We start from the raw sequence: 22,820 nt of genomic DNA, 5'->3' as shown, positions 1-22,820 counted from the left end.
TTTTTCAATTATATAAATATATTATTCTAATGAAAATATTAGAGTTCATCCAGTGAAAATGAACCTAGGTTGAGCAAATCGAAAGTTAAAATTTCGGGAGCAACTGTAACTTTTCCCACTCCGGTTATTATCTTGTAGGCTTCAAAGGCTTCAAGACATCCAATCAGATTGGGTGTAGGGCCAATAACTGGAGGTACTCCGGAGGTTACATTCTTCAATGCTTCAATTGTTTCTTCATCCAATTCTTTTCCAAGGGAAGGCAGATTGAACATTTCTTCATAAGTCTTTTCACTATTAGGCAAAAATACTGTAATTTGACCCATAGTCCCATGAATTGCTCCATGAATATATGGAATTTTTTTCTCACGGGCTTTTCTGGACACTATAACTCTTGTTAAAACGTTATCCAAGGCATCTACCACAATATCGGATGTTCCAATGACTTCATCAATATTGCTTTGGTCAATATGTTCATTGAATATTGTTGTTTTGACATATGGATTGATCAGCCTTACTTTTTCAGCGGCAACTGAACTTTTTTCAAGACCAAGGTCAGCTATTGTAGCTAATGTCTGTCGATTTAAATTAGATAAGTCGAATGCGTCCTTGTCAACTAAGACAAGCTCTCCGATGCCCATTCTTGCAAGCATTTCAATGGTTTCTCCACCGATTCCCCCGCATCCTATGACTGTGATTTTTGCATCTTTAAATCTCTGCTGTTCGCTTCTTGTTACTATGCTCATCTGGCGGGAAGCTATTTCCCAGTATCCGTCTCCAATGTATCTTGTCGGCATTATTTTCACCTAAATGTTCCTTCTAAGTTTCGGCAGTATTTCCATAAATGTGTCCAGTGCTGCATCATATGTTTCCAGGTCATCGCCTTCAATCAATCCGCTTGCATGGATTGTGATTTTATCTGACCGGATTTTTTCACCGGACTCAAAGTCAATTTCACTCAGTTGCATTTTTGTATTTTCAAGGTTTATGGTAAACGGAAGTTGATATGAAAATAATCCGTCCGAATAGTCGATACTGATGTATTCATTATCATCGATTTGCGATAAATTTAAAACGACTTTATCAAAACCTTGACATTTTAATTCATCGTCAATCTGTTTAAATGCATTGTCTTTCAGTATTTCATTAACATCATCAACTTCAACAATACCATTCTCTTCCAAATCCCTAACTTTCACGATTTCGCAGTTAGTCTTGTCTAAAATATAATCTTCACAATATCTGATTTTTTTTATTTTTTCATCAGTTATTCTGGTATTTGTGGGGATTCTGGTTGCAAGACATGTGGTTGACCTTGAATAGGGTATGTTATGTTCATCAAGGTATTCATGAATCTCCTTGGAGGTTAATTTAGCTTTGATGAACGGTGTTTCAAAACCTTTTTCATAGGTTATTAGGATACCTGGCCTGTCGGCTACCAGATCGCTAATATTGTTGCCGTCACAAATGAAGTCGAAACCTTTTTCACGGGCTATCTTTTCAATTGTCGAATACATCATGTCACGGCATGTGAAACATCTTTTCTGACTATTGGATAAGAGATTCTCCTCCTCATAGAAGTCAATGTCTATTATTTCATGTTTTACTTGGAATGTTTCACAGGTTCTTTTTGCATTCTCAACAAATCCTGTAGGGAATATATGATTATCGATTGTGATGGCCAATGTGTCTTTTGCAACTTTAGAAGATAAATAGGTGATTAATGTTGAATCAGCGCCACCGGAAAAACCAATAGCAATATTTTTGTCTTTCAAAATGTCTTTTACAATATTAATTTTATCTTCTAAGTTCATCTTATCCCTTGAATATCTTTTAATGAGTAATATAATCTAGGCGGTAATCCTTAACTCATTAGTATTTATGTTTTAATTATATTTTAGAGTTTGGAGTTTCAATACAATTTTTGCAGATATGGAAAAATAATATAACAATAGTTATTTTTTCCATAAGTAATCATAGTCTTAATTTCTATATAAATTTTTCTTTGAAATTAGGCAACCATATGATTTTTTTTCATGTTTTGTTTCATGTGATGAATAATTTCATTTTTCTGCGATAATAACTAAAATATAATCATTTTCTTTTTTAAAGCTATTAACCCTGCTGAAGCCGGCATTCAGCAAATATTTCTCCAGTTGAGGAGCAGTATAGACGCTCATTCCTTCAACGGTGGCTAACCATTTCTCATCATCGGGATGATTTCCGTCGGTTCCCTGCGCAATCATGAATCTGCCTGATTTTTTGATGATTCTTGAAACTTCCTTGAATGTTTCCTGTATTTCGGGCCAGAAATATATTGTTTCAAAAGCGCTAACCAAATCATAGCTTTCATCGCCAAGGGGCATATCGCTCACATCGGCATGAATGACCTTACATCTGCCGCTGTCAACGGAGTCCTTGTTTCTTTTAACTGACTCTGAGACGGATAATTCAGAGTAGTCAAGACCGTCAACATTATTTTCTGTCAATTTAAGGAATTTTTCAATATTGACTCCTCCACCGCAGCCAATGTCAAGTATTTTGTCATTTTCTCCAACATCAATGCATTCGAATGCGAATTCGGATATTTCCCTGTGGTTTTCGTTCATGTTTTCAATCGTTTGAATTCCTTCCTCACCATGTGGCTTCATGCATTGGTCAATCTTTTCGGCTACCATAATCAAAACCTTTAATTGTTTTTCATATATATTTAATATTGGTGATAAAATGGATAATAAAATTATCGCAATCATTATAGCAATTATTGTCATTGCCGTCGGTGCATTCTTCCTTTTTGGAGGGTCAGGCGAAGAGGTAACAATAGGTTATCTGCCGTCAGACCATGATGCAGCGTTGTTTGTTGCAGATGCACAGGGCAAATATGCAGAAAACGGAATCAACACAAAGCTGGTTCAGTTTAACAATGGCGGAGACTTGATGACTGCCATGGCCAGTGGCGATGTTGATGTTGGTTATGTCGGAATTACACCTGTTCTGTCTTCAATATCTAACGGCGTTCCTGTCAAGGTAATTTCCGCCGCTCAGACTGAAGGATCAGGAATCGTTGTTGCAAAGGATTCAGGAATCAGTTCAGTATCCGATTTGGCGGGTAAAAAAATCGCAACACCTGGTGAGGCTTCAATTCAGCACATGCTGCTTACATATTATCTGGAAGAGAATGGAATGTCCATCAGTGATTTGAAAGTTTCAGCAATGAAAGTTCCTTCAATGAATGACGCTTTAAAGACAGGTAAGATTGATGGAATGATTACTTTTGAGCCATACGTATCAATAGCTGAGAAAAATGGGGCAAATGTATTGGTTGACTCCAATGACATTATTCCAAATCATCCATGCTGTGTAGTTGTGGCATCAGACAAGTTCATTGACGAGCATCCTAATGAAACCCAAAAGATTTTGGAAATCCATGAAAACGCAACTGACTATATCAATAACAATGTTGATGAGGCAGCAACTTTACTTCCGCAGGACATTGTCAGTGATGTCGAAGTGGAAAAAACTGCAATGAAAGGTTTCCCATTCATATCCGGTTTGGATGATGATTATAAACAGCAAGTCATGGACTTTATGGATTTGGAAGTTGATTTGGGTGTTTTAAAGAAACCGCTTTCTGAAGATCAAATTTTCTGGCAGGGTAGTTAATCAACTGCCCATAATCTTTTTTTTACATAATCTTTAAATAGTTTGTATGATTAACTAGTAACAAGGGATTCAAAATATAACAATTGTTAATCAAGTTAATGAAGATATATATTTATAGCATACTTGTAAATATTAATAATTGTAAATAATTTAAATTATTTAATTGGTGAAAGAATGAATAAAAAGATTACATTTATTTTAGTGTTGGCACTCGCAGCATTTCTCGTAATGGGTTCTGCCAGTGCAGGCCTCTTTGACTTTTTGGGAGGGGGAGATGACACCGTAAAAATAGGCTATTTGCCTTCAGACCATGATGCCGCATTATTTGTAGCGGACGCACAAGGACTATACGAAGAAAAGAATATTTCCACTGAACTTGTTCAATTTAACAATGGTGGAGATTTGATGACTGCTATGGCTAGCGGTGATGTTGATGTTGGTTATGTCGGAATCGCTCCGGTATTATCCTCTGTTTCTGCTGGCGTACCTGTAAAAGTTATTTCTGCTGCTCAAGTGGAAGGTAGTGGAATTATCGTAACCGATGACTCCGATATTGAAGGTGCAAGTGATTTGGCAGGTAAAACCATTGCAACTCCTGGTGAAGCATCCATTCAGCACGTATTGCTTGCAGCATACTTGAACGATAATGGAATGTCTTTGGATGACATCAATGAATCTGCAATGAAAGTTCCATCCATCAATGACGCTTTAAAAACAGGCAATCTTCCCGCAGCAATTACTTTCCAACCTTATGTAAGTCTTGGAGTAACCGATGACAATATCGAGGAATTAGTAGATTCTTCTGAAATCATGCCTGGACACCCATGCTGTGTTGTAGTAGCATCACAGGACTTCCTTGATAATAATGAGGATACCGCTAAAGAGATTGTTGCAATTCACGAACAAGCAACTCAATTCATCAATGAAAAAATAGCAGCTGGTGAAACCGATGCTGTAGTTGAATTGTTGCCTGAAGATATTGTTGCAGACCCAGCAGCGGAAGTCGTTTCCTTAGAAAGTTTCCCATTCATCTTTGGTTTAGATGATTCTTACAAAGCTAATGTGGATGCATTCCAACAATTGGAAGTTGATTTAGGCATTTTAAATCAAACAGTTTCTCAGGAAGACTTATATTGGGAAGCATAGTTATTTAACTATGCTCTTTTTTTAATTTTTTTCGTATTCGGCCCTTAATCTGGCCATGGCTTCTTTTGTCTTTTCGTCAGATACCTTATTGATGACGCGTTGATTTTCGATTAGCCTGTCCATATACTCTTTTCTTTTTTCGCCGTCAACGATTTTATACCTTGAAAAGTTAACAAGCCCTTCAATCAGTCCGCTCATTCCACGGTTGTAGGCCTGAATGTTTTCATCATTTACAACAACATCTCTGATTTTTCCATAGATAAAGTAGATGTCATTGTCTCCTTTTATCTGGAAATCTTCAGGAGTCTTGATGTCGATGTTTTCAACATCCACAATAATGTAAGCAGGAGCGTCCTTAATGATGGCGATGTCTTCATCGTCGGTATAATATTCATCGCCCAGGCAATCTAGTGTTGCATAGGTGAAAGCCAGGGGGTCTTGTGTAATGTTTACTACATATTCCTTGGTATCCCGGATGTTTTGCAGTGTTTTTGATCCCTCAAAGATATGGCAGTGAACTTTATCTTCTCCCAAATAAATAAATGCAAAGGCTCCTGCATTCTTAACTCCATCATTATTGATGGTTGTTGTAATGCATTCATACTGCAAGTCCTTTTCAATTCCAAGCCTGCTTAAATCGTAGTTCATTTAAATTCTCCTAAAAAAAATTTGCATAGATAATTTTGAAAAATAAAAGAAAAAAAGAGTAATTTCTCATGTGAGAAATTATAATTTAATTTTAATATCGAGTGCACTTGAACCTTCTTCGTAAACGAATATTGGGTTAATGTCAAGTTCTGATATTTCTGGGAAGTCTAAAGTCAGTCTAGCTACTCTTTTTATAGCTTCTTTGACTTCTTCAACATCACAAGGCGCTTCTCCTCTGTATCCTTCAAGCAATTTGGATACTTTGGTTGATGCGATTTGTTCTTCAATTTCCTGGGAACTCATACCCTTAGCGAGGTTGAATGATACATCTTCAATAAGGTTTACATAGATTCCACCCATACCGAATGCAATCATAGGACCGAATTGTTTGTCACGAATCATACCAACAATGACTTCTTCACCGGAATCCATCATTTTCTGCACTTCTACACCATCAGGAACGATGTCCGGATGAGCTGCTTTGGCATTTGCAATGATTTCTTCATATGTTGCTTTTGCTTCTTCGGCGCTGCTGATTCCTACTTTCACACCGCCAATATCGGATTTGTGCAATATTTTGTCGGATGCGATTTTAAGCACAACAGGGAATTCCATTTCCTCAGCAAGTTCTGCCGCTTCATCGGCGGATGTTGATAATTTAATTGGTGCTGCTGAAATTCCGTAGGCTTCTGCAACAGCGTATGCTTCACTACCGAGTAATGTGTCTCTGCCGTCAGCTTTGACTTTGTCGAAGATTGCTTTTACGGCGTCTTTGTCAACATCATCAATGTTTTCAATCACATCGTCGTATTCTCTTTCTTCCAATCTTGCAAATTTGACCATGGCTTCGAGAGCTTTTACTGCGGTTTCAGGGAATACGTAAGTTGGTATGCCGTTGTCTCTCAATGCATCATTTGCATCTTCAAAGGTTGGTCCTCCCATGTTAACGACAATAACCGGTTTGTCGAATTTCTTTTTCTCTTCTATGATCGCTTCTGCAATTCCGTCAGGGTCAGCTGATGCTGTCGGACAAACCATAACGATTAAGCTGTCAACATCTTCATATCCCAATACCAGTTCTAAGGATTCTTTGTATCTGATTACCGGTGCATCACCCAATACGTCAATAGGGTTTTTGGCACTTCCTTCATCAGTTACGCATTCTTTTAGTTTTGCAGTAGTTTCTTCATCAAATTGAACGAGTTCCAATCCTGCTTTTTCCATGGCGTCTACAGTGAGTACTCCTCCACCACCGGCATTGGTGATAATGGCCACTCTGTCACCTTTTGGAAGTGGTGCTTTAGAAAATGCAAGGCCTAAATCAAATAACTCTGCCATGGTTTCCACACGCATGATTCCGGATTGGTGGAATGCAGTATCAAATGCCAAGTCACTGCCTGCCAATGCTCCGGTATGTGAGGATGCGGCTGCGGCTCCAGCACTACTTGAACCGGATTTGAGTACAATAATCGGTTTTTTGTGTGCGGTTTCCCTCATGGTTCTTACAAAGTCATCATCATCAGAAATTGATTCGAGATAACAAATAATTACATTGGTTTCATCATCTTCAGCAAGGTATTGCAGCAATTCGATTTCGCTTACTCCTGCTTTGTTACCTAAACTGATAACTTTACTGAATCCAATTCCGGAAGTTACACTCCAATCGATAATGGCCACCATCATGGCTCCACTTTGGGAGATAAATGCCATATTTCCTGTTGGAGGCATCATTTGTGAAAATGATCCGTTCAAAGGAGTGTGTGAATCAGTAATTCCTAAACTGTTTGGTCCAATGATGTTTATACCATATTCTTTACCAAGGGCAGTTAATTCTGCTTCTAATTTAACGCCTTCGCCACCCACTTCTTTGAAACCGGCAGTAATAACAACCATGTTTTCTATGCCGACTTCACCACATTCCTTAACTGCAGTGTTTACAAATGGGGAAGGAATAGTAATGATTACTAAATCTACTTTTCCAGGCACGTCTTTAATATTTGCGTAAGCTGTTTTTCCGAGGATTTCTCCTCCTTTTGGGTTTACAGGATATATTTCGCCTTCAAATCCATCGTTGATAAGATTGTCAACAATGATATATCCTACTTTTCCAGGGGTATTGGAAGCTCCAATAACCGCTACGGATTCAGGTTTAAACATCTTATTGAGATCTATCATAAGTTTTTCTCCTGTCATTTTTATATTTTCATGTTAAATTATCATGATAAATAATTAACAATTAATATAATTATATCTTTCATAATATTATTATTTAAATTTATTGTTGGATATTCAAAAAACTACTTAAAATTGCTTTATTCTTTTAAATAAATTTTTAAATAAAATTTTTTAGATTAGTTATTAACATTTATAATGTAGGATAATTATAAATATATATAATTAATAAATTACTGATATTTTAATAATTTTAAAAAATATCAAATTAGGAGATATTATGAGCTTAATTATTGCTTATGTTGGAAAAAAAGGCTGTGTAATGGCAAGTGATAAAAGAAAAATAGGATATTTCGGTGATAAAGAGAATTTAGCTACATTAGAAAAGGAATTATATGACGGAAAAATAGACAATGATGATGACTTTTTAAAAAGAGCTTCCGAACTGGGTATCTCAATTAAAATAACTGATGATGCCAATAAGATTAAAATAATTGGAAACACCATCAGAGGGGAAGTAAGTACAAAGGGAACCTTTGAAACAAGAAGGAGACGTATTTACGGCACTACAAATGGATACCAGATTGTTGAACTATTGGGGTCCGATACAGAATCCCGTCAAGCAGGAGAAAATGGGGTCATTATCTTTGGAAATGATTATGCAAAACGTTTGGCTCAAACATTAATCAAAAGAGAATGGAAATCTTCCCAAAGCTTAAGATATATGGGTGAAATTTTCCAGGGCATTTTAGAAGAGGTTGCTTCTAAAACACCTACCGTTGGGGATAAGGTTGATATTCTAATGCAACAACCTAAGTTTAATAAATCTGAAGCACAAAAACATTTAAATATCACAATTGACCATGATATTAAGGTTTTAACCAAATTCAGACAAGGATTGACAGAACAATTAATTCAGCAAAGTAAAGAAATCGAAATGGCCAATAAAATCCTCAACAAGGGTGAAGTCGGTCGAGTAGTTCAAATTGATGGAGATATGCTGTTCGTCCAATTGAACAATAAAACACAGGCCGTTGACGGAAATTGGAAACAACTTGCAGGACCGGGCCAAAACGTATTGATGTTTACAGAAAGTGACAATGTTAAGATAGGAGATAAGGTTATTATTGAAAATGAGGACTTATGCCTTAAAAAGGATAAATCTTCTCTAAGATGCGATATAATTTTATGCTCATTATAAAATGGGATTTGAATGAGAATAACATTTTTAGGCAGTGGCGGAGGAAGATTTTCCGCAATTAGCCAAAGAAGAATGACCGGGGGCATCAGGATTGATAACCTCGGCGGAAAAAATTACCATATAGATCCGGGCCCAGGAGCCCTAATCAGGACTTATCAGTTCGGATTCGATCCGCGAAATCTAAGCGGAGTTATTGTTTCACATTCACATACAGACCACTACAATGATGCAGAAATCCTCATTGAAGCAATGACAAAAGGCATGACCAAGCCTCGAGGAGTTATTGTAGGCAGTCAGAGTGTTCTGGAAGGCTATGAAAAATGGGGTCCCTGCATTTCATCATATCACAAATCCAAATCTGCCAAGATAGTTTTAAAATCAGGCGAATTTAATCAGATGCACAATGTAAAAATCAAGGGCACTAAAACATTACATGGAGACCCAACAGGATGCGGGTTTCAAATTGATTATAACGGTTTTAAGTTATCCTACACTTCTGATACTGGATATTTTGAAGGTTTGGCGAAGGAACATGAAGGTGCGGATATTCTAATTGCCAGCGTCTTGAGGCCGGGTAATAAGACAATCAACGGCCACATGTGTTCCCGCAATTTCATAGATTTAATTAATGAAGTGCAACCGCAAGTGGCTGTAATGACGCATTTGGGACTTAAGATGATTTCAAGCAATCCGGTTACAGAAGCCAAAAAGATTTCTAAAGCCACAGGAGTCAAGACCATAGCGGCATATGATGGTTTATCATTTAATGTGAACTACAATAATCCGAAACGATTCAGGCTGATTTCTCTAAAGGACACTCAATCATCAGTTCACAGCACCAGTCACACTTTATATGAAAGCGAAAGAAAGAATTCTTACCAATTGGCTTTCAAACATAATGAATTCGATGAATTGTCCATTATAAAGAAAAATTAGATTTGTTTTTCTAAATTAGTAGGATGTATAAAACCTGAACGTATCATATGGTCTGCAAGAACAATTGCTGTGCTTGATTCGGCAACGGCAGTTATTCTAGGACAGATACATGGGTCATGACGCCCTCTAATTTCTATTTTTTTATTTTCCATTTTTTCCAAATCGATTGAATCCTGACATTTGGAGATGGATGGAGTAGGTTTGACTGCAATTCTGGAAACTATCGGCATGCCATTGCTCATACCGCCTATGATTCCGCCGGAATTATTTGTTTTAGTGGTGATTATGCCATTTTCAATTTGGTATTCGTCGTTTATCTCAGAACCGGCATGTTCTGCAACATCAAATCCAAGGCCAATTTCAACACCTTTAACGGCACCGATATTCATCAGAATCCTTGCAAGGTCACCGTCAAGCCTTTCGAAGACAGGTTCGCCCAATCCCTGAGGAACTCCAACGGCTATTGTTTCAACGATTCCTCCGACAGAGTCTCCTTCCTCTTTTTTGGCTAAAATCAGTTCTTCCATTTCTTTTGCTGCCTTTAAATCGCCGCATCTTATAGGATTCTTTTCGATATTTTCCTTAATTGTGTTGAAGTCTAGAGGTTTTGCTTTAATGTTTCCTATTTGTGTTACGTGAGAAATAATTTCAATGTTCTGGGTTTCTAATAGTTTCTTGGCTATTGCCCCTCCGATTACATGGCCGATTGTAACTCTGCCGCTTCCACGGCCTCCGCCATTGTAATCATAGTTGCCGTATTTCATCATCCAGCCGAAATCACCATGAGACGGACGTGGTGTGTCCTTAAACATGGAATAATCTTTGGATTTCTGATTCTTGTTGAAAACGATTCCTGTGATTGGTGTTCCGTCAGTTCTGCCTTCAAAAATCCCGGATAAAATCTGGACTTCATCATCTTCTTTTCTTGGAGTAGTCACACTACTGGTTCCAGGTTTTCTTTTATCAAGCTCTCTTTGTATGTCTTCGGCGCTTAATTCAAGGTTTGCAGGACATCCGTCAACCACCGCACCGACAGCTTTCCCATGGCTTGAGCCGAAAGTGGTTATTTGAAATTTTTCTCCAATTGAATTTGACATGTTTTACCTCTGATTATTATTTGTTTTTCTAATTATATTAATATTCAGTATAAATTTTTAAATATTTTCAAATCATAATTATTAATCAAGTGATTATTATGCAATTTCCAACTACAAGAATGAGAAGACTCAGAAAAAATGCTAAGATTAGAAATATTGTTCGTGAAACTAAACTTGAAAAAGACGATTTGATCTATCCGATTTATTTTAAGGAGGAACTCCAAGGAGATGAAAAGGAAGAAATTTCATCACTTCCTGGCGAATACAGATATTCTTTGGATAGTGGAATTAAATTCGCAAAACAATTAGAGCAAAAAGGTTTAAAATCAATCATTGTATTTGGAATACCTAAAGAAGAAACTAAAGATGAAATTGCAACACCTGATTACTCAGCAACAGGGATTGTTCAAAAGGCGGTCAGAAGACTTAAAAAGGAAACAAACCTTGTTGTCATCACTGACGTATGCCTTTGCCAGTACACTTCACATGGCCATTGCGGCATGATAGTTGAAAATGAGGATACCGATGACGGAATCGAAATATTGAATGATGAATCATTGCCTATCATTGCCAAAGTCGCCCTCTCCCATGCCGAAGCCGGTGCAGATATTGTCGCTCCTTCTGATATGATGGATGGAAGGGTTGGTGCAATCCGCGAATGCCTGGATGAAAATGGTTATAAAAATGTAATGATAATGTCCTATTCAGCAAAGTATGCCTCAGCATTCTACGAACCCTTCAGGGTTGCGGCCTGCTCATCACCTCATGCGGGAGACAGGAAATCCTATCAGATGGACCCGGCCAATGCTGTTGAAGCCATAAGGGAATGCGAACTTGACGTAATTGAAGGATGTGACTTTTTAATGGTCAAACCGGCACTTCCATACTTGGATGTTGTCCGCATGGTTAGGGATGAGTTCATGCTGCCATTGGTTGCTTATAATGTAAGTGGAGAATATGCTATGCTTATGGCCGCTATTGAAAAGGGATTTTTAACTGAAAGGGCTATTTTAGAATCATTGCTTTCTATTAAGAGGGCTGGAGCAGACTTAATAATCACTAATTTCGCACCTTACCTGCTTTTAAATGAGTTGATATAATGGACGTAGATGAAATTGTAAAGATGGCCCAAATTGCTTCAGCGCTTGAAGTAAGCGGATATCCAAAACCTGGAAATGTACACAGAACCCGCGATTTTGAAGATATGGAATTCGAAGACTTCCTAATAAGCGGCATTGTTATAGGAGATGCCATTCGTGAGGCATGCACTGATGTGGACATTGAAAACCCGAGATTGGGTAAGTACATCCTGCAGGCTGTTAGTGAAACTGACAGATGGATTAAAAACAACACCAATCTGGGAATTGTGATGATGACAACTCCCATCGCTGTTGCGGCAGCCATTAGTGACTCATTTGATGATATTAGAGAAAATGTTAAGTTGTTAATGGCCAACACTTCCGTTGATGATGCATGCGATTTGTATGATGCAATCAACATTGCAGATGCCGGAGGAATGGGCGATCAGGATGAATACGATGTGTCCAGCGACAATGCCAAAAACGAGTTAAGGCAAAACAATCAGACAATGTATGATGTTTTAAAAATCTCAGCTCCTTGGGATATGCTTGCTCGTGAAATGACTTCAGACATGCCTGCTGTTTTTGAAATAGGATATCCAACTTATCATGAGCTAAAAGATGAGAAATCTAAATGTGACGCATGCGTTTTAACATTTTTAACTATCTTATCACAGGTTCCTGATACTTTAATTTCAAGGAAATACGGTTCGGATGAGGCCCTTAAAATATCAATGATGACTAGGGATTTACTCAACCTGAAGGATGGAAGTGATTTCAACGACAGGCTCAATGAATTTGATGATTATCTTTTCAAAAATGATTATAATCCTGGAACCACAGCCGATTTAACCGCGGCATCAATTTTTGTAAGTTATTTGAAAACCCATTTCAAATAATTTATTATTTTTTTTAGAAAATTTAATTAATCGTTGGATAAATATATTCATTTATGAATATATTAAACAAATTTAAAGATTTATTGGTCGAAACTTTCAGCGATAATAAGAAATTAATAATCGGATTATATATCCTATTCATCGTTCTTTTCATTGCTGCTTGGTTTTTTTCCGCTGATATAATAAGGACTAATTTCAGTGATGTTCCTGTTTCACCCAATTCTAATGCTATGGACGCAAGTAGTGCAATGGAATTTTTCATCCATAATGAGTTAGGCGGAATCTTAACCTATGTCTCTTCAATATTCTTTGCAATTCCTGCTTTTCTATTGTTGGCATATAATGCGGTTAATCTAGGACTTTTTGGCCAATTATTTGATACAATATTGCCAAATGGCGGCATTAAATATATTGTTTATTTAATTCCTCATGGAATATTTGAAATCACAGCTACTGTTCTCCAATCCGTTGCCGGAATATTGTTGTTCCTGTTTATTTGGAGATTCTTAAAGGCCATGCGAAGTAGTGAAACGCAGGGGGTTTCCGATTCATTTGAAAAAACCAAGAAAGTTTTGATTCAAAGCATAATACTAATGATTTTTTCAACAATACTGCTGCTTATCGCTGCACCAATCGAAGCGTATTTCTCAGTTCCGTTTTCAAATCTCATTGTAGGCGGTTAAAAAAGATTATCTTCAAAAACATTGTGTCTGCTAAAATAGTTAAACTAACAATCGTTAGTTTTATATATCATCAAGGATTAACATTAACTAACAACTGTTAGTCATGATATTATGAACAATAAGGAAAAAATTTTCAATGTTTCAATAGATTTGTTTTCAAAATATGGTTTTGATGGCGTATCAGTTCGCCAAATTGCTGGTGAAGTGGGAATAAAAGAAAGCTCAATTTACAATCATTATTCAAGCAAACAAGCCATTATGAACTCTATTTTAGATTATTATGTTGAAGAAATGATTAGTGATGAAATAGCATTGGACCAAGCAAGCCTAAACCTGGATAAGGGATTTGACTTTTTTTACAAAGCGGGCTGTGATGCATTTCTAACAAAGCTTAGAGAAGAGAGAATGATGAAAATAACAAGATTATTCTTCATAGAATCTTATCACAACGATGATGTGAGGAATTTCTTAAAGAAATCTGTCATTGAAGCTCCAATTGAAGGTTGGATTGTCTTGTTTAACTTAATGAAAGAAAAGAACCTGATTGAAAAGGATTGTGATGTGCGCCAACTTTCGGAATCATTCTTCTACTACGGAATGTTTTTGTTGTATGAACATTTCTTCCTAAATTATCCAGAAGATGACGACAAGTTTTTTGATGACTTTTTGGCTAAAACAGAAAAACATGCAAAGACAATTTTCAATTCTGTTAAAATTGAGGGGATCCAATGAAAATAAGGTTGGAAAATGAAAATGATTACCTTGAAGTTGAAAAACTTGTTAGGAATTCCTTCTGGAATGTATATCGGCCGGGAGCATATGAACATTTCATCGTGCACAACCTAAGAGGCGATAAGAGCTTCATCAACAAACTGGCATATGTCATTGAAGATGATGGAAAAATTATAGGCCATATTAATTATTCTAAAGGTGAAATTCTCTATGGAAACGAGTCAGTATCTGCAGTCATATTGGGTCCGATTTCAATTGATATTAACAGTCAAAATCGGGGATTGGGGTCAAAATTAATAAGTTACACACTGGAAATAGCTCAAAATGATAACATTCCATTTGTTTTTGTAGTGGGCGATGAGAATTATTACTCAAGATTCGGTTTTAAGAGCGCTTCGATATATAATATTTTCTTGGAGGAAACAGATGTCTCTCAGGAAAACCCATTTTTCATGATTAAGATTTTTGATGAAAGCAAAATTGAAAAAGATTTGGGGATATTCCGCATTCCTGATGTGTTCAATGTAGATGAAGCGGAAGTGGATGAATTTGACAAGAAGTTCGAATATAAGGAAAAGTTAATCAAGGAAGGGCAGTTAGGTGTTTAAATGAAATATGTGATTATCAACGGATCTCCAAGAGTGGGAAATACATGTGAGGTCATAAAGCAGGTTAAAACTAATTTGAATGGCGGATTTGAGGAAATCCATTTGGCAAAGGAGGATATTCCATTATGTAAAGGATGTTACAATTGCATTAATTTTAGTGAGGAAAAGTGTCCCCACCACAAGAAAATCAAACCGATTCTTGATAAATTAAGAGATTGCGATGGGATGATTATAGGCTCGCCGGTTTATGCAATGAATGTAACGGCCATTTTGAAAAACTTCCTGGATCATGCCGCTTATTTATATCACCGGCCGGAATTTTTCACCAAGAAAGCTTTGGTGGTTGTTACAACAGCCGGTGCGGGCCATAAAAAAGTGGCTTCATACATTGATGAGACATTAAGGCATTGGGGTGTAAATAAAGTATATAAACTCCCAATGGCCTGCGGCGGAAAAGAGGAACTCGAGACAAAAGGAATAGATAAGATTGCACAAGAATTTTCCAAGAATGTCGAATCAGGGAAGTTGCATTCCCCTAAATTTGGGGATGTAATGTTTTTCAATGTATGGAAGGCTATGGCATTATCAAAGGATCCAATTGAAGCGGATAAGCAATATTGGTTTGAAACAGGTTTGGTCAATCATGATTTTGCACCTGAAGTAAACTTAAATGTTTTGAAAAAATTGTTTGCGAAATTGATGTTTTTTATTCTCAAAAGAGTTATTAAATAGTAGACTTATAAAAAGAATTATTATATTACAGGACTGGTGATAATATGGTTGAAAAGATTGCATTGGCTCCATGCAATGGAATGAGTCCTAACGGATTGGTGTCCCGTGTTGCAGTGGGGGACTGTAGAAAGGAAGATGAGAATATAATATCTATCTGTATGGGTTCAACTTCAGCCGATATCGAAGGCAAAAACAATCAGATGCTTAAAAAATATCCGATAATTGCGGTTAACGGATGTTCAAACGGGTGTGTAAACAAGATACTTGAAAACAAGGGAATCTATGTTGCTGATACGGTTAGCGTTGGTGAAGCTTTAAGTGGCTTTGAAGTATCTGCAAAGGACCCTTTCAGATTGGATGGCGAAGCTGAAGAATGCGTTAAAATTTTAAAGGAAGAACTGATTAAAACAATAGAAAAATTGTTCTGATGAGTCAGCAGGAATATTATTTCATTATTTTTTTTATTTTTTTCGCTATTTTTTTAAATTCAGCACTAAATTTATAAATTAATCTAAACATATATTATCATATTATTAATCTATAAATTATGGTGTTTGAATGAGTGAGGATATTAAAAAAACCATTAGTGAATTACATATTTATGAAAAGAAACTTTTAAAGGAACTGGAAGCTAATCCGGATGCCACCCCAAACAGGATTGCTTCAAATACTGGTATGGATATCAAATCAGTAATGAGCGCAGCCGGATCACTTGCATCTAAAGACATTATTGAAATGCGCAAAGATGTGCAAATGATATATTCATTAACAGAAGATGGACTTAAATACGCTAACCAGGGACTTCCAGAAAGAAAGATATTGAATGTTCTGGCCGAAAAAAAACAGATTCCTATGAAGGATTTGGCCGATGAGGCAGGAATTGACAAAAAGGAAACTGGAATTGCTCTTGGATGGTTGCGTCAAAAGAACTGGGCGCAAATCGATAAAGGCGTAATCAACATCACAGATGTGGGTAAGGACTTCGCAGGCAAGTCTGATGTTGATGAAAAAGTTCTGGAACATCTTAAAGCCAATGCTGACGGTGTTAAACTCTTTGCTGATGATTTAAGGGATGGCTTTAAAAAGTTAACCGGTAGGAAAAACATCTTAAATATTAAAAAAGAAACCTCACACTCATTTAAAATCCTGCCTAAAGGAGAAGAAATACTCAACGTTGGCTTTGAAATAAAAGAACAAGCTACCCAATTAACTCATGAACACCTGAAGGAGGGTGAATGGAAAAGCTTGGAATACCGTCCATATGATATAAAGGCGGAAGCTCCTGTAATTTTTGCCGGCAAAAAACACCCATTAAGAGTAATCATTGATGAAATCAGGGAGATATTCCTGAATATGGGCTTTTCAGAAGACAATGGAGAATTTGTCGAATCTGCATTCTGGAACTTTGACTCACTTTTCCAGCCACAGGATCACGCAGCCCGTGAAATGCAGGATACATTCTACCTTAAGAATCCTTTGACATGCGATTTGCCGGATGATGCGCTTGTAAAACTCACTGCGGAAACTCATGAAACCGGTGCCGATACAGGTTCCATTGGCTGGCAATATGATTGGAGTGAAGACATTGCACGCCAAAGCGTTTTAAGAACCCACACAACCGGAATATCAACCAAACACTTATTCAATCATGAACCTCCAATTAAAATGTTTTCAGTTGGAAGGGTGTTCAGAAGAGAGACTTTTGATTATAAGCACTTGCCGGAATTCCATCAGGTGGAAGGATTGGTTTGCGATAAAGGAATTAGCTATCAAAATCTTCTAGGAACTCTAAAAGAATTCTATAAAAAATTAGGTTTTGAAGTGAGATTCAGACCTGCATACTTCCCTTACACATATCTGTCCACTGAAACCGAAATCTATCTCGAGGAAAAGGAAAGCTGGATCGAGCTTGGAGGGGCAGGAATGTTCAGACCTGAAGTATTAAGGCCATTGGGCATTGACCAACCTGCATTGGCTTTCGGTTTGGGTATTGAAAGACTTGCCATGATTAGGTATGATGTTGAAGACATTCGTATGCTCTACAAAAGCGATATCAAATGGCTTCGTGAATTGCCTACCGTTAATGGAGTCGAATTATAATGTCAGTGAAGCTAGTTTCATGGAACGTTAACGGTATCAGAGCAGTATCCAAAAAAGATGAGTTTTGGGACTGGTTCGAAAACACCGATGCGGACATCATCAACTTTCAGGAAGTCAGAGCAACACAGGATAAAATTCCTAAAAGATTAGCTGATGTGGAGGGATTCCACCAATGTTTCAATGAAGCCGAAAAGAAAGGATACAGTGGAGTCGGAACCTACTCCAAAATAGAACCTGTAAGCGTCACTAAAGGGCTTGGCGTTGAGAGGCTGGATTCTGAAGGCAGAGTTTTAAAGGTAGAATATCCCGACTTCATTTTATACAATATCTACTTCCCAAACAGTGGAATGGAAGCTAAAAGACTGGATTTTAAAGTTGATTTCTGCAATGCGTTATTGGACCAGCTTGTTGAACTTAAAAACGAAGGCAAAAACATAGTCATCACAGGGGACTATAACATTGCCCACAATCCGATTGATGTTTATAATCCTAAAAACTGCGAGGGAAAATCAGGTTATTTGCCGGAAGAAAGGGCATGGCTAGACCAGATTGAGGAAGCGGGTTTTGTCGATACATTCAGAATGTTTGATGAAGGGGAAAATAACTTTACCTGGTGGAGTTATAGGACCCGTGCACGTGAAAGAAATGCCGGCTGGAGATTGGACTATTTCTATGTAAATGAAGAAATGAAAGATAACGTAAAATCAGCTGAAATTTTATCAGACATTTACGGTTCAGACCACTGCCCGGTAACCTTGGAACTGGAGTTTTGAAGCTTGGCGATTATAAGATAGTGTTTACGTCACCAATATTGTCAATGATGGTAATATCTAATTTTTCCTGTTTAATGTATTCCCTGTCCTCTTCGGTAATGTCTGCATTGACAAGAATTGCACTCATGCCCGCATTGACTGCGCCCAGCGCATCTTCTTTGAATTTATTGCCTATCATAACGGATTTTTCAGGGTTTCCTTTCATTTTTCTAAGAGCCACATCATAGATTAGCTTGTTCGGCTTATTTTTACCAACTGCTTCTGATGTGATAACTTCATCGAAAAATGAGTGTATGTTTAGCCTAACTAATTTTTCCCATTGTTTGATGGTCAGTCCGTTTGATATGACTGCAAGACGATATCCTTGGCTTTTAAGATAGATTAGGGTATCGATGGTTTCTGGAAATGGTCTTAAAAGAGCCATTTTAACGTTGTGGTAGGTAATCATGCCGAGCGCCACCAGCATCGGATCCTCATGGCCTAACACTACTTGGGTCAATACATTAAAGTGTTTTCCATAATTGGAACCTTTTTCACGGATAATTGTTTTTAAAACACCATATGCCTCATCCTTGTCAAGGGGCAAACCGTTGTCCACCATCAATCCTATTGCCGCTTTTCTTGCGGTTTCCGCAAAATCGGATGTGTCAAGCAATGTGCCATCTACATCGAAAAATACAACACGGTCATCATCATTTTTAATCATATGGTTTTTAATATAACCTTAAAAATATTTAAATATTTAGAAAAATGCATCTAAACTTTGTTGGACTTCACCGGCTGCAAGGTCCTGCAGGTCTTTTTTGCTGTATCCGAATGAATACATAATCCTTTCAACTGCAGGTATCAGCTGATTGTTGATGTAATAGTCCTTGTCATAGTCATAGCCTTCGCTGTATTCATACGGCACGGCCCTCTGGCTGATTGAGCCTTTTCCTTTAACTATTATGTATTGGATGATGGTTCCTCGTGAAACCTTAACGCCATGTTCCTCGATTCTCTGGGCCGCCACGACATGTGGGCCAACTTGCTTATACTGGTTTAATGGTTTGGTTATCTGGGTGTGGATAATAAGTTCTTTTTTATCAACTTCGCCTTTTTTAATCCGTTTCAGGACTTTTTTCACTTCATCAATAGCCTTATTGGAATCCCCTTCTTTTAAAATAGCCATTAAAATAGATTCCTGTGTATTTTTCACTATTGGAGCCCAGTCTCTCCTAACCAATTCCAATCCTTTCGCTATGATTTCCCCATCCTCAATCACGGCATATCTTTTTTTGCTGACAAAGAAGCCTCTTCTGTAAAATCCCTCATATTCCAATTCCATGCTTTCGGGCAGTGTTGAATTGAGGTATGTCAGGAATTTCTGGGCTTGCTGTTTAATTTCAGCTTCAAGAGCAATTTGTTCTGGGCTTTCTTCAACCAATTTTTACACCTATTTTATAATTTAGTTAATGGTGTTAATATCTTTTTTTGAAGTCAATTTTATCAAAACGATGCAATTTAATTGCATTAGAATGCTTAAATTTAGGTGAAAAATAAAAATAATACTTTTCAAATGCTCTTGGACATTCATTATATATTATATTAAATATAGTTTAGTGTGGAGTTGATATTATGAAAAAAGAAAGATTAATTTCAAGTTATGACGAAATAAACGATACATTCGTTGGCAAAATAGATGGAAAAAATGGATACATAGCAGATTATGGCATAAGCGATGGGGTATTTCTGGCAATTAATGATTCCAATATGCCTACATCAGTTTTCATCCAAAACGCCTCTGAAGTCTTGAACACTTCAAAAAGCACACTCGAAAGTGCTGATGTTAAAATAGGCATTGACTGTGACAGCAACAATCTAGTGTTCAGGATGTGTGTTGAAGGTTCATTGATTTTTGCAACAGAATGCAAAAACACTTTCGGCATTCCTGATTTGAAATATCTGATAGATTGCAACATGTAGGACCTGACGATTCCTACAAACGGGGAATAGCGCTTTCAATGGAGTAAAAATACTCCATTATCCCCCAATCTGAGGATTGAACAAGGACTTTCACATTTCAATTGACCGTTAAATTTTAAATATCAGTTAATCAAATAACTATTAATCGAAGTGATAATATGAAAGATGAAAATATCAATGTTGATTCTGTAGATGAAATCGTTATAGTGGTGCCTCCGGAGGCCATTGAAGATGGAGAACTGGAAATAGACTTGGAGGAATTGGGAATTGATGTTGAAGAGTTAGGTGATGAAGTAAATATCGTAATACAGGTTGAAGGCGAAGAGGAACTTGGCGACGATATTCTGGATGATGAAGATTACCTTGACGAACCGAATGAATGGCAATTCGATGATGATCCATATAATGTAGTTTACTATGAATTTCCCGATGAAGACGATGAGGAATAATTAAATGTCAAAAGAAATTCCATATTATACCCTTGATGAAGATGGAAACTCACAATCTGTAACTTCGGCTGAAGCGTACATTGATGATGGAGACCTAAAGCAATTGCTGCTTGAGTTATTGGGTGATGATGTTTCTGATGAGGATATTCAACAAATTCTTGAAGCTGCATCAGATGAAAATTTGTCTGAAGAGGAATTCGATAAACTGATTGATGAATTTATTTTAAAAAATAAAAATTGAAATTCTTATTTTAGGCCTTAAAAATATAACATTTATATATAATGATAAAGTAATATTTTATTATCATTATTCTTTAAGGCTCTTTTTTGCTCTCAATAATTAAGTTATCAATAATCTTGCCGATGGCTTAATTGAAAAGGGACTTATTGACAGCGATTATTATATTACAGATTATATTTATTAGGTGAAATAATGGCAATTTCTCAAGGAAAATCAACAAGAAGTCCATCAGGTGCAAGAAATGTTGCACACCGTGGAAAAAGGAAATCAGAATTAGGAAGAGACCCAGCTGAAACTAGGTTAGATGAAAAAAAATTAAGAAAAATCAGAACCCGTGGCGGAAACGAAAAACTCAGGTTAGCTACCGGTAATAAGATCAACGTTACCGACGCAAACGGCAAAACCCAAGTTGTAGACATTTTAGGAGTAGTCGAAAACACCGCAAACCCTAACTACGTAAGAAGGAACATCATTACCAAAGGTGCTATCGTAGAAACTCCTGAAGGTAATGCTAAAGTAACATCCAGACCTGGTCAAGATGGTGTTATCAACGGAATTTTAATTTAAAGATTTCTATCTTTAAATTCTCTTTTTTTTTATATACTTTTTTCATAATTTTAAATACTTGTTTTTACAAATATTACTTTGTTAGTTATTATTAGATTTAGGAGATAAAATGTCAGAAGATAAAATTAATATGAATCATGGAGCCGGCGGAGAAGTCATGGCTAATTTAATCTCCAGCACAATTTTAGACAATATCACTAAAAAAAGTGTGAATGGTGGTATTAGCTTGGATGACTTAGATGATGGAGCATCAATTCCTTTAGGGGATTATGAAATTGTTTTTACAACAGATGGTCACACAATCGACCCATTATTTTTCCCGGGAGGGGACATCGGCAGAATTTCAGCCGCAGGAACAATAAACGACGTTTCCGTAATGGGTGCTCAACCATTAGCTATTTCAAACGCGATTATCATGCAGGAAGGCTTCCCGATTGAAGATTTGGATAAAATCATGAAATCCTTAAACGAAGCCTGTGAAGAGGTTGGTGTTGCAGTAATTACCGGAGATACAAAGGTGATGCCTCAAGACAAGCTTGACGGTATTGTTATGGTCACAACAGGTATAGGAATAGCCAAAAAGGGTGAAGTGGTTCGTGATTCTGGTCTTGAAATCGGCGACAAGATTATTGTCACCGGCAGTTTAGGAGACCATGGTATGAGTCTTATGTCATTTAGGGAAGGATTTGGTTTTGAAACAGATTTGAAATCAGATGTCGCTCCTATGTGGAATATAATTAAGAAAGCTTTAGATATTGGTGGAGTTACAGCTATGAAGGACCCTACCCGTGGAGGCTTTGCAAATGCAATCAATGAAATGGCCTCAAAAGCAGGTGTAGGTGTTGTGCTTGAACAAGATGCGATTCCTATAAGAGAGGAGGTCCATGCTGTTTCTGAAATGCTGGGTATTGATCCGTTTGAAGTAGCCAATGAGGGAAAAGTTGTTATGGGCGTTAAGGCCGATAAGGCTGAAGCGGTTCTGGAAGCTATTAAAGGCGAAAAGTATGGTGAAAATGCAGCAATAATCGGTGAGGTTGTTGAAGGCGATTATGTTGTCGTCAACACCCCTATAGGTGGTGAAAGAATTCTCGAAGCCCCGATAGCCGATCCGGTTCCTAGAGTATGTTAAGGT

At 37.2% G+C, this 22,820-nt stretch carries 26 protein-coding genes; 18 read left to right on the top strand and 8 right to left on the bottom strand.

Annotation, left to right across the window (positions count from 1 at the left end; all coding sequences use genetic code 11):
* Positions 1-38: 38 nt before the first annotated feature.
* The 3 genes from IJF99_RS08070 to IJF99_RS08060 all read right to left on the bottom strand — a co-directional run bounded on the left by IJF99_RS08070 (position 39) and on the right by IJF99_RS08060 (position 2,675).
* Complete coding sequence (locus IJF99_RS08070; RefSeq protein ID WP_292794016.1) at positions 39-794, bottom strand: HesA/MoeB/ThiF family protein; 756 nt, start codon at positions 792-794, stop codon at positions 39-41.
* A 9-nt stretch (positions 795-803) separates the two neighbouring features.
* Entirely contained in the window at positions 804-1,811 is a 1,008-nt protein-coding gene (locus IJF99_RS08065; RefSeq protein ID WP_292794013.1) for an ATP-binding protein, read from the bottom strand.
* 249 nt (positions 1,812-2,060) lie between these two features.
* A complete protein-coding gene (locus IJF99_RS08060; RefSeq protein ID WP_292794010.1) occupies positions 2,061-2,675 on the bottom strand; it encodes a class I SAM-dependent methyltransferase in 615 nt (204 codons plus the stop codon).
* A 49-nt stretch (positions 2,676-2,724) separates the two neighbouring features.
* On the opposite strand from IJF99_RS08060, the gene IJF99_RS08055 reads away from it, so the two are divergent.
* A complete protein-coding gene (locus IJF99_RS08055) occupies positions 2,725-3,660 on the top strand; it encodes an ABC transporter substrate-binding protein (RefSeq protein WP_292794009.1) in 936 nt (311 codons plus the stop codon).
* 174 nt (positions 3,661-3,834) lie between these two features.
* On the top strand, positions 3,835-4,806 hold the full coding sequence (locus tag IJF99_RS08050; protein WP_292794007.1) for an ABC transporter substrate-binding protein: 972 nt from the start codon (positions 3,835-3,837) through the stop codon (positions 4,804-4,806).
* A gap of 21 nt (positions 4,807-4,827) precedes the next feature.
* Here the strand turns inward: IJF99_RS08050 and IJF99_RS08045 are convergent, their stop codons facing one another.
* Together IJF99_RS08045 and acs are read right to left on the bottom strand one after the other, a co-directional pair.
* The gene (locus IJF99_RS08045) at positions 4,828-5,454 is read right to left on the bottom strand and encodes a DUF447 domain-containing protein (protein ID WP_292794004.1); all 627 of its coding nucleotides are present in this window, start codon (positions 5,452-5,454) and stop codon (positions 4,828-4,830) included.
* Between the two features lie 78 nt (positions 5,455-5,532).
* On the bottom strand, positions 5,533-7,629 hold the full coding sequence (gene acs, locus IJF99_RS08040; RefSeq protein ID WP_292794001.1) for an acetate--CoA ligase alpha subunit: 2,097 nt from the start codon (positions 7,627-7,629) through the stop codon (positions 5,533-5,535).
* Positions 7,630-7,906: 277 nt separating this feature from the next.
* On the opposite strand from acs, the gene IJF99_RS08035 reads away from it, so the two are divergent.
* A complete protein-coding gene (locus IJF99_RS08035; RefSeq protein WP_292793999.1) occupies positions 7,907-8,827 on the top strand; it encodes a DUF2121 domain-containing protein in 921 nt (306 codons plus the stop codon).
* Positions 8,828-8,839: 12 nt separating this feature from the next.
* Positions 8,840-9,763, top strand: coding sequence for an MBL fold metallo-hydrolase (locus tag IJF99_RS08030; protein WP_292793997.1), 924 nt, complete (start codon positions 8,840-8,842; stop codon positions 9,761-9,763).
* On the opposite strand, the gene aroC is transcribed toward IJF99_RS08030, so the two are convergent.
* Positions 9,760-10,860 (bottom strand): chorismate synthase, encoded by a 1,101-nt coding sequence (gene aroC, locus IJF99_RS08025; protein ID WP_292793994.1) that lies wholly within the window; start codon positions 10,858-10,860, stop codon positions 9,760-9,762. The genes IJF99_RS08030 and aroC overlap by 4 nt on opposite strands.
* 98 nt (positions 10,861-10,958) lie before the next feature.
* Between aroC and hemB the strand changes: the two genes are divergently transcribed.
* The 9 genes from hemB (at position 10,959) to IJF99_RS07980 (ending at position 18,466) form a co-directional block, all read left to right on the top strand.
* Positions 10,959-11,960, top strand: a complete 1,002-nt coding sequence (gene hemB, locus IJF99_RS08020) for a porphobilinogen synthase (protein WP_292793991.1) — start codon at positions 10,959-10,961, stop codon at positions 11,958-11,960.
* A complete protein-coding gene (locus IJF99_RS08015) occupies positions 11,960-12,838 on the top strand; it encodes a triphosphoribosyl-dephospho-CoA synthase (RefSeq protein ID WP_292793989.1) in 879 nt (292 codons plus the stop codon). Before hemB ends, IJF99_RS08015 begins: the two co-directional genes overlap by 1 nt.
* Before the next feature lie 53 nt (positions 12,839-12,891).
* Positions 12,892-13,521: a stage II sporulation protein M gene (locus tag IJF99_RS08010; protein WP_292793987.1), complete on the top strand. Its 630-nt coding sequence runs from the start codon at positions 12,892-12,894 to the stop codon at positions 13,519-13,521.
* A 111-nt stretch (positions 13,522-13,632) separates the two neighbouring features.
* Positions 13,633-14,253 (top strand): TetR/AcrR family transcriptional regulator, encoded by a 621-nt coding sequence (locus IJF99_RS08005; RefSeq protein ID WP_292793985.1) that lies wholly within the window; start codon positions 13,633-13,635, stop codon positions 14,251-14,253.
* A complete protein-coding gene (locus tag IJF99_RS08000) occupies positions 14,250-14,861 on the top strand; it encodes a GNAT family N-acetyltransferase (RefSeq protein ID WP_292793982.1) in 612 nt (203 codons plus the stop codon). The genes IJF99_RS08005 and IJF99_RS08000 overlap by 4 nt, the downstream gene beginning before the upstream one ends.
* On the top strand, positions 14,862-15,593 hold the full coding sequence (locus IJF99_RS07995) for an NAD(P)H-dependent oxidoreductase (protein WP_292793980.1): 732 nt from the start codon (positions 14,862-14,864) through the stop codon (positions 15,591-15,593).
* A 44-nt stretch (positions 15,594-15,637) separates the two neighbouring features.
* Positions 15,638-16,021 carry a putative zinc-binding protein gene (locus IJF99_RS07990; protein WP_292793978.1) on the top strand — a complete coding sequence of 128 codons (384 nt, stop codon included), beginning with the start codon at positions 15,638-15,640 and terminating at the stop codon, positions 16,019-16,021.
* A 130-nt stretch (positions 16,022-16,151) separates the two neighbouring features.
* Complete coding sequence (locus IJF99_RS07985) at positions 16,152-17,693, top strand: phenylalanine--tRNA ligase subunit alpha (protein WP_292793976.1); 1,542 nt, start codon at positions 16,152-16,154, stop codon at positions 17,691-17,693.
* Positions 17,693-18,466 carry an exodeoxyribonuclease III gene (locus IJF99_RS07980; RefSeq protein ID WP_292793973.1) on the top strand — a complete coding sequence of 258 codons (774 nt, stop codon included), beginning with the start codon at positions 17,693-17,695 and terminating at the stop codon, positions 18,464-18,466. The genes IJF99_RS07985 and IJF99_RS07980 overlap by 1 nt, the downstream gene beginning before the upstream one ends.
* Positions 18,467-18,476: 10 nt before the next feature.
* Here IJF99_RS07980 and IJF99_RS07975 read toward each other — a convergent pair whose 3' ends face one another.
* Complete coding sequence (locus IJF99_RS07975; RefSeq protein ID WP_292793970.1) at positions 18,477-19,172, bottom strand: TIGR02253 family HAD-type hydrolase; 696 nt, start codon at positions 19,170-19,172, stop codon at positions 18,477-18,479.
* 36 nt (positions 19,173-19,208) lie between these two features.
* On the bottom strand, positions 19,209-19,892 hold the full coding sequence (locus tag IJF99_RS07970; RefSeq protein WP_292793967.1) for a DNA polymerase domain-containing protein: 684 nt from the start codon (positions 19,890-19,892) through the stop codon (positions 19,209-19,211).
* A gap of 191 nt (positions 19,893-20,083) precedes the next feature.
* Here IJF99_RS07970 and IJF99_RS07965 point away from each other — a divergent pair, with 191 nt between their 5' ends.
* The 5 genes from IJF99_RS07965 (at position 20,084) to hypE (ending at position 22,817) form a co-directional block, all read left to right on the top strand.
* Positions 20,084-20,431: a hypothetical protein gene (locus tag IJF99_RS07965; protein WP_292793964.1), complete on the top strand. Its 348-nt coding sequence runs from the start codon at positions 20,084-20,086 to the stop codon at positions 20,429-20,431.
* Positions 20,432-20,589: 158 nt separating this feature from the next.
* Positions 20,590-20,880 (top strand): hypothetical protein, encoded by a 291-nt coding sequence (locus tag IJF99_RS07960; RefSeq protein ID WP_292793961.1) that lies wholly within the window; start codon positions 20,590-20,592, stop codon positions 20,878-20,880.
* A 4-nt stretch (positions 20,881-20,884) separates the two neighbouring features.
* Entirely contained in the window at positions 20,885-21,121 is a 237-nt protein-coding gene (locus IJF99_RS07955) for a hypothetical protein (RefSeq protein WP_292793958.1), read from the top strand.
* A gap of 192 nt (positions 21,122-21,313) precedes the next feature.
* Positions 21,314-21,688 (top strand): 30S ribosomal protein S8e, encoded by a 375-nt coding sequence (locus IJF99_RS07950; protein WP_292793955.1) that lies wholly within the window; start codon positions 21,314-21,316, stop codon positions 21,686-21,688.
* A 109-nt stretch (positions 21,689-21,797) separates the two neighbouring features.
* A complete protein-coding gene (gene hypE, locus IJF99_RS07945) occupies positions 21,798-22,817 on the top strand; it encodes a hydrogenase expression/formation protein HypE (protein ID WP_292793953.1) in 1,020 nt (339 codons plus the stop codon).
* Positions 22,818-22,820 lie beyond the last annotated feature (3 nt).

The organism is Methanobrevibacter sp. (assembly GCF_017406825.1).
Taxonomy (GTDB): domain Archaea; phylum Methanobacteriota; class Methanobacteria; order Methanobacteriales; family Methanobacteriaceae; genus Methanocatella.
This window is presented reverse-complemented; position numbering and strand designations above follow the sequence as displayed.